This window comes from Samsonia erythrinae (assembly GCF_004342665.1).
Lineage (GTDB): Bacteria > Pseudomonadota > Gammaproteobacteria > Enterobacterales > Enterobacteriaceae > Samsonia > Samsonia erythrinae.
The window spans coordinates 61,332-74,904 of record NZ_SMBY01000013.1 but is presented as its reverse complement, the minus strand read 5'-3'; the positions used below and the strand labels follow the sequence as shown (position 1 = coordinate 74,904).

Sequence of the window (13,573 nt, the reverse complement as noted above, 5' to 3'; positions counted from 1 at the left end):
GCCCGGGTGACCGGATTTGGCTTTCTGCACGCCATCCATGCTCAGCGCGCGGATAGCATTGGCAAGTTCTTTACGAGAGGACATGCTTGACTCCAGATCGGATTGAACAAACGCCTTCCTAAATAATACTTATTAATCAACAAGATAAAAAGGAATAGCGAAATAAATATGACTACAAATGTACATGAAAAATGCAGCGAATGCACATGGAACCGTGAGCAAAAAAACAGGGATTATTCTGCTAACGAATCAATGGCGGTGCTTTTGCCCGTTATGCAGTTGATTGCAGCGTCACATCGCCTGTTTCCAGTGAGTTCGCCTTTATGCGCACTGACTTTTCGCATTACGCCAGTGATGTTTCCCTGAAATGGGCAACACGGTAAATACAAATCAGATTTTCCGCTCTATTACTCAATGCCGTTTTCGGGTAGGTTATACCCGCTTCAATCTTTTACTAAAACAAACACTATCGTAGGGAGATGATTTCTATGGCAATTCGTTCTTCTATGCTGGCTCTGAGTGTTGCCACGGCAACGTTGCTGACCGGCTGCCAGAACTTAAACACGAGTGCCTTGATGCAATCGGGTACTCAGGCTTTTCAGGCCGCGACGCTCAGTGACGAACAAGTTAAAACGCTCAGCGATCAATCCTGTGAGCAAATGGATAAAGAGGCAAAAATTGCCCCTGCCAACAGCAAATACACACAACGTCTGAATAAAATTGCGGATGCACTGGGCTACGATATCAACGGTACACCGGCGAACTACAAGGTGTATTTGACGAAAGATGTTAACGCCTGGGCGATGGCTAATGGTTGTATCCGCGTTTACAGCGGCCTGATGGACATGATGAACGACAATGAAGTCGAAGGCGTACTCGGCCATGAAATGGGCCACGTCGCGCTGGGGCATACCCGTAAAGCCATGCAGGTTGCCTATGCTGCGACTGCCGCCCGTAGCGCAATCGCCTCTGCTGGCGGCGTGGCGGCGTCGTTGTCACAATCTCAGCTAGCCGATCTGGGAGAAAAACTGGTTAATTCCCAATTCTCTCAAGCTCAGGAAAGTCAGGCTGATGATTATTCCTTTGATCTACTGAAGAAACGCGGCATCAAACGAGAAGGTTTGGCAACCAGCTTTGAGAAACTCGCCAAACTGGATGCCGGTCATGAGAGCAGTATGTTTGACTCCCACCCTTCATCGGAAGGACGCGCCAAACACATTCGTGAACGCATTGCTGCCGAGAAGTAATCACGACGTCTGACGTTTTAAAAAATAAAGTCCGCACGGGCAATGAGATTTTTTCAATTGCCCGTAAGTCATCAGACCACTATCATCCCCGCCGTATTCGCTGTAAGCTACTTTGTAATAAACAGACTCGTCCGAGCGATGCCGTCTGCATCATGATAGATTTCAATAATTGATAAGCATTAATAAATAGTTTTCCCCAATATAATTTACTTTTCGTTCTTTTTTTAAGAAAGGATATTCAATCCATTTTCCGAGACAGGAAGCCGTAGAGGGCATGGCGGGATGCGGACAAACAGGCAGTCATGGTCTCGGGGCGCAGTGACAGCGATGGGATAACCCCATGTATTAAAGATAGAAATAGACCAGCAAATCAAGCATACTATACGAAACCAATAAGGTACTCTTTTTCCAGTCTTATCACATACACAGGTGATAACACAGGCTTTAGCTTCTGCGGTTTGCTTAAGAAGTTCTATTTTTTAGCGATGTAAACGTATTTCACAGCAACCATTTATTAATAACTGGGCAACATTAAGTAACATCAGATTATTGGTTCGCGGCCGCTTTCAGACAATAAACTCATATGTGTTAAAAATCATGGATGTGAGAATTTTCAGTAAATGCAATTTTACCACGGTAGGATTACGGGAAGTCCTATCCAGTATTCCTATGCTCTCGATAAAGCCCGTCAACCGGTTCACATTACAGCATGGAAATAAAAAATGTATTTTCATCATTGACGGCAGCAGCGAGGGATTTGAAAAATACTATGAGTCGATAAGAACCCATTTTTATAGTCTGGCGTCCTCATTCGTTATCATCAACAATTCGCCTTATCATCCCCCTGCGTGCATTGACGAAAAAACAATTCTCATTTCAAAGTCAGCCCCCATTGATTCTTTTTATAAATTGCTGGATTTCGCCTATCTCCATGATCGCCGTTTATTCAATCCCGTCAGGCTTTCCAAATCTGAATATGCCGTATTCCAGTATTGGTGCGCCGGTTATACGGCGGAAGCCATCGCCGACATCATCGGGTTAAATAAAAAGTCCGTATTGAACAGCAAATCAAGATTACTGAATAAATATGGCGTTCAGGATAAAAACTCCTTACTACTTATCGCCAAAATTATCTTCAAAGACAGCGTGATTGAAGAATTTGACTCTCTGACCAAACCCACCGCCAATATCAATATAAGCAGCGCGCAGATCTGAGCGGAGTCGAGAAAGGGATGCGCACTCACATCCCTTTTTACTCTTCAATCCTGCTTAATCTTCATCTTCTAAATAAGTATAGCCATACAACCCTGTTTCAAACTCGGCCAGGAACTGCGCCTGAAGTTCAGCATCAAAGTCACTTTCTTTAACCTGATCGCGGAAACGGGTCATCATCACTTTCGGGTCAAGCTGGACATATTCCAGCATGTCGGCCACCGTATTTCCGGGATCGGATTCTTCAATCTCGACGGTACCGTCCTGGAAGACAAAGACGTCGACGGTCGATGTATCGCCGAACAGATTATGCATGTTTCCCAAAATTTCCTGATAGGCTCCAATCATGAAGAACCCCAGCAATGGTGGGTTTTCCGGATCGTAAGGCGGCATCGGCATGGTCGTCGCAATACCGTCGCCATCCACGTAGTGATCGATAGAGCCATCGGAATCACAGGTAATATCCAGCAACACCGCGCGACGCTCAGGCGGCTTATCCAGCCCTTCCAGCGGCAGTACCGGGAAAAGCTGATCGATTCCCCACGCATCCGGCATGGATTGGAACAGCGAGAAGTTGACATACAGCTTATCGGCCATCCGCTCCTGTAATTCATCAATGATTGGCCGATGCGCCCGGTTACTCGGATCCAACTGCGCCTGAATCATCTGGCAGATGCTCAGATAAAGCTGTTCCGCCTCCGCGCGCTGTGTCAAATCCAACATGCCATGCGTGTACTGAGTATGCACATCATGTAAGTCCATCTGGCTATCATGCAGCCACTCACGCAGAGAACGACGTTTTCCCGGCTGTTTGATCTCCCGCCAGGTTGACCACAGGCTCTCCAGCATACGCGGAGCACCCTCTTTCGGTTCCGTAGGTTCGCTGAACTCGTTGCGCTCAACGCCGATAATGTTGGAAACCAGTACGGTATGATGGGCGGTGACCGCACGACCAGATTCCGTGATCACCGTCGGGTGCGGCAGGCCGTGCTCATTACAAGCATCGCCAATCCCCCAAATCACATTATTGGCGTATTCATTCAGGCCGTAGTTCACCGAGCAATCAGACTGGGAGCGAGTACCTTCATAATCAACCCCCAGACCGCCCCCGACGTCGAAGCACTGGATATTGACGCCCAGTTTGTGCAGTTCGACATAAAAGCGCGCGGATTCACGCACGCCGGTCGCGATATCACGGATATTCGCCAACTGCGACCCTAAATGGAAATGCAGCAATTGCAGGCTGTCTAGCCGCCCAGCCTCACGCAGCATTTCCACCAGTTGCAGTACCTGTACCGCCGCCAGACCAAACTTGGATTTTTCGCCACCGCTGGACTGCCACTTCCCTGCCCCCTGAGAAGCCAGACGAGCCCGGACGCCGAGGCGCGGCACCACTTGCAAACGCTCGGCCTCTTCCAGCACCAGCTGAATTTCGGACATCTTCTCGATGACCAGATAAACCTTGTGACCCAGTTTTTCACCGATGAGCGCCAGACGGATGTACTCACGGTCTTTATAACCGTTGCAAACGATCACGGTACGTGTCATGCCGGCGTGGCTCAGCACCGCCATCAACTCGGCTTTTGAGCCGGCTTCCAGCCCCAGTGGTTCACCCGAATTCACCAATGACTCAATAACGCGACGGTGCTGGTTAACCTTGATCGGGTAGACCAGAAAATAGCCGCCTTTATAACCAAACGATTCACGCGCCTGTTTAAACGCTGCATTAATCGAGCGCAGGCGATGCTGAAGGATTTGCGGAAAGCAGAATAATGCGGGAAGACGCTGATGATGGTCTTTCTGCATATCTTTGACCAATCTGGCCAGATCGACTCGTGCTTCAGGCACGTCAGGATCCGGGCATACGCTGATGTGGCCGAGCTCGTTAACGTCGTAATAGTTATTGCCCCACCAGGCAATATTATAGGTACGAAGCATTTCGCTGGCATTACGGTCATTCATCGCAACCTCCTGCATAGAGCGCAAATTGTCATGTTTACCCGTCGCTGACGAGCCGTGATGAATCATGTCGTCAGACATAACGAACCTCTTCTTTTTCTATACTGCTAATCACATCAGTACCTGAATAAACAACCCACATGAGCATAGCTGCAATATGCGGTGTCGACAGTGAAAAAACTGGCGTAGTGAAGTATGCCGCCACTTTATTACCCTTATTCGTGTAAAAATACGTTGGCGATTTCCGGGTTACGGATCGATAAAACCCGTCGTGAAAATCACCGGGCGAACATGACCAGAGCAGCGTGATACGCGTCTGGCAGAAAGAATAACTGGCGGGTTAACCAGCCCTGGCGTCCTGTGTCGAATTTAACGGCAGGCAACATCTGGAAACAGAAAAGAAGGGTTGAGTCGCTAACGCACTCGCGTCAAAAGGACCATATTGCGAAGGCAATACACTCAGTAAACAACGGGTCATTAATCCTACCACCTCCACGCGCGCCACTCTTAAGCGGTCAGCGATCAATGAGAAACTCAAGATGTCGCGGCGTCCAGCGTAAGATGACCGCCGCTCGCGCGTTTATACAGGCATGCTGTAGGAAAAGCAAAATGAAAATTATCGTCAGTCATCTCTTGTAAAAGAAAAAACGGCCGATGATTCAACATAGCGGCTATCTAGCGTGAAAAACTACTGGTACTCAAGCTTAAAGGTATCCTAGAATAGCCATCCAGATGTTAATCCATCTATACTGATTAACTGATACAATGCTTAACGGCTTTGATTTGAAGGTAAAGAAACCCATGGCTAAACACCTTTTTACGTCCGAGTCTGTCTCTGAAGGACATCCTGACAAAATTGCCGACCAGATTTCCGATGCGGTTCTCGACGCCATTCTGGAGCAAGACCCTAAAGCGCGCGTCGCTTGCGAGACTTATGTAAAGACCGGAATGGTGTTAGTGGGGGGAGAAATTACCACCAGCGCTTGGGTCGACATTGAAGAAATCACCCGTCGTACCGTACGTGACATCGGTTACGTTAATTCTGAAATGGGCTTTGATGCCAATTCTTGCGCCGTGCTCAGCGCCATAGGCAAACAGTCGCCTGACATTAATCAGGGCGTTGACCGCAGCGATCCGCTGGAACAGGGCGCGGGCGATCAGGGGTTGATGTTCGGCTATGCAACCAATGAAACCGACGTGCTCATGCCGGCGCCAGTGACGTATGCACACCGTCTGGTTCAACGCCAGTCTGAAGTCCGTAAAAATGGCGCACTGCCGTGGCTGCGTCCGGATGCGAAAAGTCAGGTGACGTTCCAATACGACGATGGCAAGATTGTCGGTATCGATGCCGTGGTGCTGTCAACCCAGCATGCAGAAGACGTCAATCAAAAAGATCTGCAAGAAGCGGTGATGGAAGAGATCATTAAACCGGTTCTGCCGACGGAGTGGTTGTCTGCCAGCACCAAATATTTCATTAACCCAACCGGACGCTTTGTTATCGGCGGCCCAATGGGTGACTGCGGCCTGACGGGACGTAAAATCATTGTTGATACCTATGGCGGCGCGGCGCGTCACGGTGGCGGCGCGTTTTCGGGGAAAGATCCGTCTAAAGTTGACCGTTCCGCCGCTTATGCCGCCCGTTATGTCGCCAAAAATATCGTCGCAGCCGGTCTGGCCGATCGCTGTGAAATTCAGGTGTCCTACGCCATCGGCGTGGCGGAACCGACCTCCATCATGATTGAGACCTTCGGCACAGAGAAAGTGGCGACGGAGCAACTGACGCTGCTGGTGCGTGAATTCTTCGATCTGCGTCCTTACGGCTTAATCCAGATGTTGGACCTGCTGCATCCGATTTATCAGGAAACCGCCGCCTATGGCCACTTTGGCCGCGAGCACTTCCCGTGGGAAAAAACCGACAAAGCGGCAACATTGCGCGACGCCGCGGGCCTGTAATCGTCCCGCTGTCAGTCACCCCATAACGGCGAGCCTCACGCTCGCCGTTTTTCATTCGGCCTTCCAGGCGTTCCTGCCGGTTCACCTATTGCATACGCTGGCGACTCGCTTTATGCTCGCCGGGATGAACACACCTCGAATCCCTATCTCCTGCCACCAGGCTGTGATGCGCTGCCTGCGTGAAAAACTACGGCAGGCCAACCTCACCTTACAGACGAACTACACAGAACCCACGGTGAATTACCAGCAGCGGGGGGGGACTGCCGGCACGGCCTGGCTGCAACACTGGGAAATCCGTCTGAATCCCGTCTTGTTACAGGAAAATCAGCAGGCGTTTATCGATGAAGTGGTGCCTCATGAGCTGGCGCACCTGCTGGTGTACGCGCGTTTCGGGCGGGTTGCCCCTCACGGTAAAGAGTGGCGCTGGATGATGGAAAGCGTCTTACAGGTTCCGGCAAAACGCACACACCGGTTCGCGGTACAGTCCGTACAGGGTAAGACGTTCACGTACCTGTGCGATTGCCAGCGGCATGAGCTTACGATCCGTCGACACAATCGGGTGCTGCGCGGCGAAACAGAATATCGCTGCCGTCGTTGCGGAAAAATTTTACGTTACGATGTAAGAAATTCTATTTAAAAGGGAATTTTTGGTTTTAAAAACTGCTTTTGCATTTGCCTGCCATCGCGACATCCGGTAGTCTGCCAGCTTTATTGCCAGTGGATTATTTGGACCATGTCACGCAACATTATCGCCTCTCTCTTCATCGGCACCGGCCTGTTTTCGGCCAGTGCGCCCGCTCAGAACATCAATCATTTCTCACAGGCAAAGGCGGCGGCGGTCAAGATAAATCGGGATGCGCCGGGTTCGTTTTACTGCGGCTGTAAAATTACCTGGCAGGGTAAAAAAGGCACGCCCGATTTAGCGTCCTGCGGTTATCAGGTCAGGAAAAATAAACAGCGCGCTAACCGTATCGAGTGGGAACATGTCGTGCCAGCCTGGCAGTTTGGCCACCAGCGCCAATGCTGGCAGGACGGCGGCAGAAAAAACTGTAGCAGCGACTCCGTCTACCGCAAGATGGAGAACGATTTGCACAACCTGCAACCGGCCATCGGCGAAGTGAACGGCGATCGCGGCAACGCCATGTACGGCCAGTGGAATCACGGCGCATCGCAGTATGGTCAGTGCGAAATGAAAGTTGATTTCAAAAACAATCTGGCCGAGCCGCCTGCTCGCGCCCGCGGCCAGATCGCCAGAACCTATTTTTACATGCGCGACCGTTATGCATTAAGGCTCTCCAACCAGCAAACCCGGCTCTTTGAAGCGTGGAATAAGCTGTATCCCGTCACACAATGGGAGTGTACCCGCGATCGTCATATCGCCAAAAAGCAGGGAAACCATAATCCCTATGTTCAACAGGCTTGCCAGCAATAGTTCGTCTCCCTACTATAGTTAGTCTGTTTTATTTGCAACCACCGTCAGGTTACGGTGGTTCTGCTATTTCTGGCGTATTCCTCCCTAACATTCGAGTTGCAGGGCAAAACAGGCTTGTTTTGAACAGGGCGAAGCAACGACCTAAGGGGGAATTCTCCGGAGGACCGGGTAACCTAACTAACGCATTGGTCGCCTGGAGTACGGCGGATATACGCAATTTATCTCATTCAAAGGTCTTAATTCAGTATGCGCGTACCACGCATTTTTCATCCCGAAACGCTTCCCCCCAACGGCGGCGAAGTGGAACTCAGCGACGATGCCGCCAATCATGTTGGCCGCGTGTTGCGCATGAATGCGGGTCAGCCGTTACAGTTGTTTGATGGCAGCAATGATGTCTTTGATGCAGAAATTATCTTCGCGGACAAAAAGCGCGTGCGGGTTCGCTGCGCGGCGGGTAGGTTGGAAGATAAAGAATCCCCTTTACATCTGCATCTGGGTCAGGTGATGTCGCGCGGCGAAAAAATGGAATTCACGATCCAGAAATCCATCGAGCTGGGCGTCAATATTATTACTCCCCTGCTTTCCGAACGCTGCGGTATTAAGTTGGATGCAGACAGGATGGAGAAAAAAATAGGCCAGTGGCAAAAAATCGCGGTTGCTGCCTGCGAACAATCCGGCCGCAACCGGGTGCCGCAGGTTCGGCCAGCAATGTCGCTGGAAGCCTGGTGTGCGGAACAGGACAACGCGTTGAAACTCAACCTGCATCCACGCGCGTCGCAGAGCATTAACACCTTACCGCTGCCCGTCGAGCGAGTCAGATTATTGATCGGCCCGGAAGGCGGACTTTCCGCCGATGAAATTACCATGACCTCCGAATATGGATTCACTGATATCCTGTTGGGGCCACGCGTTTTGCGTACAGAAACTACTGCACTCACCGCCATTACCGCCTTACAGGTACGTTTCGGCGATTTGGGGTAAAGGAGAAAAGAATGATCAAACTCGGTATCGTGATGGATCCGATTGACGCCATCAATATCAAGAAGGACACCAGCTTTGCCATGTTGCTGGAAGCACAGCGTCGTGGTTGGGAACTCCACTATATGGAGATGAACGATCTCTATATGCACGCTGGCGTCGCGCGGGCGACAACTCGTCGTCTGAGCGTTCAGTACGATGACGATGGCTGGTACGATTTCTCCGGCGAGCAGGATATCGCACTGGAAGAGCTGGATGTGGTGTTGATGCGTAAAGATCCGCCGTTCGATACGGAGTTCATTTACGCCACCTATATTCTGGAACGCGCGGAAGAGAAAGGCACGCTGATCGTCAACAAACCGCAAAGCTTGCGCGACTGCAATGAGAAACTCTTCACCGCCTGGTTCCCACATCTGACGCCCGATACGCTCGTTACGCGCCGCGCGGACAAGCTGCGTCAGTTCCATGAAAAACACGGCGATGTCATTCTCAAGCCCCTGGACGGCATGGGCGGCGCCTCGATTTTCCGCCTCAAACAGGATGATGCCAACGTCTCCGTCATCATTGAAACGCTGACGGAACACGCTATCCGCTACTGCATGGCGCAGAATTATCTCCCCGCGATTAAAGACGGCGATAAGCGCGTGCTGGTTGTCGACGGCGAGCCGGTTCCCTACTGTCTGGCACGCATCCCGAAAAGCGGCGAGACACGTGGTAATCTGGCTGCCGGAGGCCGCGGCGAGGCGCGTCCGCTGACCGAAAGCGACTGGAAAATCGCCCGCGACGTCGCTCCAACGTTAAAAGCGAAGGGCCTGATCTTCGTCGGTCTGGACATCATCGGTGACCGTCTGACGGAAATCAACGTCACCAGCCCGACCTGCGTGCGCGAAATTGAAGCGGCCTATCCGGATGTTTCCATCACCGGCATGCTGATGAACGCCATTGAAAAACGTCTGGCTACGCGTACCCGCTAACAAGTAAGGGAGTGCGACACGCCACCCGGCCCGTGCGATGCGGGCCGCTTTTCTAACGCTGATGGATATCGATAAAAATACACAATGAATTTACAGCATCACTTCCTTATTGCTATGCCGGCGCTACAGGACTCTGTATTTAAACGTTCGGTGGTCTATATCTGCGAACATAATGAAGACGGAGCCATGGGGCTGATCATTAACAAGCCGATGGATCAGTTCACTGTGGAAAATGTGCTGAAAAAGCTAAAAATAGATCCGACGCCGCGCGATCCGGCCATTCGTCTGGATCGCCCCGTCTTTCTGGGTGGACCGCTTGCGGACGATCGCGGTTTTATCCTGCACACGCCCTGCGCAGGTTTTGCTTCCAGTATCAGTATTTCTGAGGACACGATGATCACCACCTCAAAAGACGTGTTGGAAACATTAGGTACCGCCAGTCAGCCCCAAAATACGCTGGTCGCCTTAGGCTATGCCGCCTGGGAAAACGGACAGTTGGAAGAAGAATTGCTGGAAAACGCCTGGCTGACAACGCCGGCAGATAAAGAGATTCTGTTCCACACGCCGATTGCCGAACGCTGGCGGGCGGCAGCCAGAAAACTGGGCATCGATATTCATAATATCTCTACCGAAGCAGGACACGCCTGATGACCAGCAGAACCATTCTTGCCTTTGATTTCGGCACAAAAAGCATCGGCGTGGCGATCGGTCAGGAGATAACCCGTACCGCTCGCCCGCTGACGTCAATCAAAGCGCAGGAAGGCATTCCCGACTGGCAGAACGTCGAGAAACTGTTGTCAGAGTGGCAGCCTGCGCTCGCGGTTGTCGGCCTGCCGCTCAACATGGATGGCACGGAGCAACCCTTGACGGCCCGGGCGCGAAAATTCGCCAACCGGCTGCATGGCCGCTTCGGCATACCCATTGCGCTGCATGATGAACGGCTGAGTACGGTGGAAGCCCGCGCCGATCTCTTCGAACGCGGCGGTTTTCGTGCGCTGGATAAAGGTCGCGTGGATGCCGCATCGGCGGTGATTATTCTGGAGAGCTGGTTTGAAACCCAGCCTTAAAAAATTTCCGGAAGAAATGTTCAACGTCGCTTGCGACGGCCCGTAAGGGTAGCGAGCCGAAAGGAGCGTCATCAAAAACATCCCGCGTTGGCAGAGGGTCCGAGAACGCGGGGATCGTCAATCAGTCGTCCGGGAATTCACGGATAAAACGTTCGACGTCATCAACCATGGATTCCGTGCCGACGAAGAACGGCGAGCGCTGATGCAGCTTCTCAGGCATGATATCCAGAATCCGGTTCTTACCATCGCTGGCCTTACCGCCCGCCTGCTCAGCCAGAAACGCCATCGGGTTGCATTCGTACAGCAAACGCAGTTTGCCTTGCGGATAGCTCGCCGTGCTCGGGTAGAGGTAAATCCCGCCTTTCAGCAGGTTACGGTGGAAATCCGCCACCAGTGAGCCGATATAGCGCGACGTATAAGGACGTCGGGTCGCCTCATCCTGTTCCTGACAGTATTTGATGTATTTTTTCACACCCAGTGGAAACTTGATGTAGTTCCCTTCATTGATGGAATACATATTCCCTTTTTCGGGGAAGCAAACTTTTTCATGCGAAAGACAGAATACGCCGAGTGACGGATCGTAGGTAAAGGCATGAACGCCGTGGCCCGTGGTGTACACCAACATGGTGGAAGAACCGTAAACGATGTAGCCGGCGGCAACCTGTTTATTACCGGGCTGTAAGAAGTCGGCTTCTGTAACCGATGTCCCCAGCGGCGTAATGCGGCGATAAATAGAGAAAATAGTCCCGACAGAGACGTTCACATCGATATTCGAAGAACCATCAAGCGGGTCCATTAGAACCACATATTTCGCGTTTTCCGCCTTATCGCCTTCAAAGATAACAATCTCATCCTCTTCTTCAGAGGCGATACCAGCAACTTCACCGCGAGCTTTCAGCGCTGCTTTCAGTTTCTCATTGGCATACAGATCCAGCTTCATCTGTACTTCGCCCTGAACATTAGAAATCCCGCTGGTGCCCAGAATATCAACCAGACCCGCTTTATTGATATCACGGTGAATAATCTTGGCACCCAGTTTGATAGCAGACAGCAGCGCGGTAAGCTCACCTGTGGCGTGAGAGAAATCGTGCTGTTTTTCGACGATAAATTCGCCTAACGTTTTCATAACACTATTCCAAAATCTACGGATGAAAAGCGGTTTCATTTCTATACCGCCAACGTTTGCGCATGCAGTGTAGCCCAAAGATAAAGTGAGTACCTAGTCAAATCCATTTCTTATGGTGGATTCATAGCGTTAGAATGTGACGCAGACTCACTGTGAAGATGGAAAATGTATGCGTATTCATATCTTAGGTATCTGCGGCACCTTTATGGGTGGTCTCGCCCTACTCGCCCGCTCGTTGGGGCATGACGTCACGGGGTCAGATGCGAATGTTTATCCCCCCATGAGTACCTTACTTGAAGGACAAGGCATTACACTGATTCAGGGATACGATCCGGCACAGCTTTCCCCCGCGCCCGACATCGTCATCATCGGTAATGCGATGACGCGCGGAAACCCGTGCGTCGAGGCCGTATTGGAACAGGGTTTGCCCTATATTTCCGGCCCACAGTGGCTGCATGATTACGTGCTACGCGATCGCTGGGTGATTGCCGTCGCGGGAACGCATGGCAAAACCACGACCGCAGGTATGGTCACCTGGATTCTGGAAGCGTGCGGTTATCAACCCGGTTTTGTGATCGGTGGCGTTCCCGGCAACTTCACCGTTTCCGCGCGGTTGGGGAATAGTCCGTTCATGGTGCTTGAAGCCGATGAGTATGACTGTGCGTTCTTCGACAAACGCTCCAAATTCGTACATTACAGCCCAAGAACGCTGGTGCTTAACAATCTTGAGTTCGATCATGCCGATATCTTTGACGATCTGAAAGCCATTCAGAAACAGTTCCACCACCTTGTGCGGCTGGTGCCTGGCAGTGGGAAGATCATCCTGCCTACCAACGACCTCAATCTCAAACAGGTGATGGCGATGGGATGTTGGAGCGATCAGGAGCTGGTTGGTGAAGAAGGCGTGTGGCGCGCGCAGAAAGTGGCTATCGACGCCAGCCAATATCAGGTTTATCTGAATAATGAGCTGGTGGGTGAAGTTCACTGGAAACTGGTGGGTGAACACAACATGCACAACGGACTGATGGCCATCGCCGCCGCCCATCATGTTGGCGTCTTGCCCGCTGACGCCTGCCGTGCGCTAGGGGGGTTCATCAACGCACGTCGTCGCCTTGAGCTACGTGGTACGGAGCAGGGTGTTGCGGTTTATGATGATTTTGCGCACCACCCAACCGCGATTCTGGCGACGCTGGCTGCACTGCGCGGCAAGGTCGGCGGTACGGCCCGAATTTTGGCCGTGCTTGAACCGCGATCGAATACCATGAAAATGGGCATGTGTAAAAATGAGCTGGCCCCTTCCTTAGGCCGCGCGGATGAAGTCTTCCTGTTTCAACCGGCGCACATCCCGTGGCAGGTGGCAGAAGTCGCGGAAGCCTGCATTCAACCCGCTCACTGGAGCGCGGATATTGATACGCTGGTCGAGAATATCGTCAAAACCGCCCAGCCTGGCGACCATATTCTGGTGATGAGCAACGGTGGGTTCAGCAATATTCACAGCAAGCTGCTGGCAGGACTAAAGGAAAAGGCGCAGAAGGCGAAAGAAGAGTAGAAGAAACCGACGCTCGCGCATCGTAACGGTTAAACGACAAAAGGACGGGGAAACCCGTCCTTTTTCATGTCTCGCA

13 protein-coding genes are annotated in these 13,573 nt (G+C 51.6%); 10 read left to right on the top strand and 3 right to left on the bottom strand.

Annotated features, from left to right (window positions below):
• Positions 1 to 84, bottom strand: an 84-nt coding sequence (locus EDC54_RS18275; protein ID WP_196238466.1) for a hypothetical protein, incomplete at its 3' end; no start/stop codon positions are given.
• 404 nt (positions 85 to 488) lie between these two features.
• Here EDC54_RS18275 and loiP point away from each other — a divergent pair.
• Positions 489 to 1,247 (top strand): metalloprotease LoiP, encoded by a 759-nt coding sequence (loiP, locus tag EDC54_RS15860; RefSeq protein ID WP_132458525.1) that lies wholly within the window; start codon positions 489 to 491, stop codon positions 1,245 to 1,247.
• Positions 1,248 to 1,916: 669 nt separating this feature from the next.
• Positions 1,917 to 2,462: a helix-turn-helix transcriptional regulator gene (locus EDC54_RS15855; protein WP_132458540.1), complete on the top strand. Its 546-nt coding sequence runs from the start codon at positions 1,917 to 1,919 to the stop codon at positions 2,460 to 2,462.
• Between the two features lie 54 nt (positions 2,463 to 2,516).
• On the opposite strand, the gene speA is transcribed toward EDC54_RS15855, so the two are convergent.
• On the bottom strand, positions 2,517 to 4,499 hold the full coding sequence (gene speA / locus EDC54_RS15850) for a biosynthetic arginine decarboxylase (protein WP_132458522.1): 1,983 nt from the start codon (positions 4,497 to 4,499) through the stop codon (positions 2,517 to 2,519).
• Between the two features lie 720 nt (positions 4,500 to 5,219).
• Between speA and metK the strand changes: the two genes are divergently transcribed.
• From metK to ruvX, 7 genes are all read left to right on the top strand, one after another.
• The gene (gene metK / locus EDC54_RS15845; protein WP_132458519.1) at positions 5,220 to 6,371 is read left to right on the top strand and encodes a methionine adenosyltransferase; all 1,152 of its coding nucleotides are present in this window, start codon (positions 5,220 to 5,222) and stop codon (positions 6,369 to 6,371) included.
• Between the two features lie 124 nt (positions 6,372 to 6,495).
• The gene (locus EDC54_RS15840) at positions 6,496 to 7,008 is read left to right on the top strand and encodes a SprT family zinc-dependent metalloprotease (protein WP_132458537.1); all 513 of its coding nucleotides are present in this window, start codon (positions 6,496 to 6,498) and stop codon (positions 7,006 to 7,008) included.
• 96 nt (positions 7,009 to 7,104) lie between these two features.
• Entirely contained in the window at positions 7,105 to 7,803 is a 699-nt protein-coding gene (gene endA, locus EDC54_RS15835) for a deoxyribonuclease I (protein WP_132458516.1), read from the top strand.
• Positions 7,804 to 8,049: 246 nt separating this feature from the next.
• A complete protein-coding gene (rsmE, locus tag EDC54_RS15830; protein ID WP_132458513.1) occupies positions 8,050 to 8,784 on the top strand; it encodes a 16S rRNA (uracil(1498)-N(3))-methyltransferase in 735 nt (244 codons plus the stop codon).
• A gap of 11 nt (positions 8,785 to 8,795) precedes the next feature.
• Positions 8,796 to 9,755 (top strand): glutathione synthase, encoded by a 960-nt coding sequence (gene gshB / locus EDC54_RS15825; protein WP_132458510.1) that lies wholly within the window; start codon positions 8,796 to 8,798, stop codon positions 9,753 to 9,755.
• Between the two features lie 84 nt (positions 9,756 to 9,839).
• Entirely contained in the window at positions 9,840 to 10,403 is a 564-nt protein-coding gene (locus EDC54_RS15820; RefSeq protein WP_132458507.1) for a YqgE/AlgH family protein, read from the top strand.
• A complete protein-coding gene (gene ruvX / locus EDC54_RS15815) occupies positions 10,403 to 10,822 on the top strand; it encodes a Holliday junction resolvase RuvX (protein WP_132458504.1) in 420 nt (139 codons plus the stop codon). Before EDC54_RS15820 ends, ruvX begins: the two co-directional genes overlap by 1 nt.
• 121 nt (positions 10,823 to 10,943) lie before the next feature.
• On the opposite strand, the gene fbp is transcribed toward ruvX, so the two are convergent.
• Positions 10,944 to 11,948: a class 1 fructose-bisphosphatase gene (gene fbp / locus EDC54_RS15810; RefSeq protein WP_132458501.1), complete on the bottom strand. Its 1,005-nt coding sequence runs from the start codon at positions 11,946 to 11,948 to the stop codon at positions 10,944 to 10,946.
• A 169-nt stretch (positions 11,949 to 12,117) separates the two neighbouring features.
• Here fbp and mpl point away from each other — a divergent pair, with 169 nt between their 5' ends.
• Positions 12,118 to 13,497 carry a UDP-N-acetylmuramate:L-alanyl-gamma-D-glutamyl-meso-diaminopimelate ligase gene (gene mpl, locus EDC54_RS15805; RefSeq protein ID WP_132458498.1) on the top strand — a complete coding sequence of 460 codons (1,380 nt, stop codon included), beginning with the start codon at positions 12,118 to 12,120 and terminating at the stop codon, positions 13,495 to 13,497.
• The last annotated feature ends 76 nt before the right edge of the window (positions 13,498 to 13,573 follow it).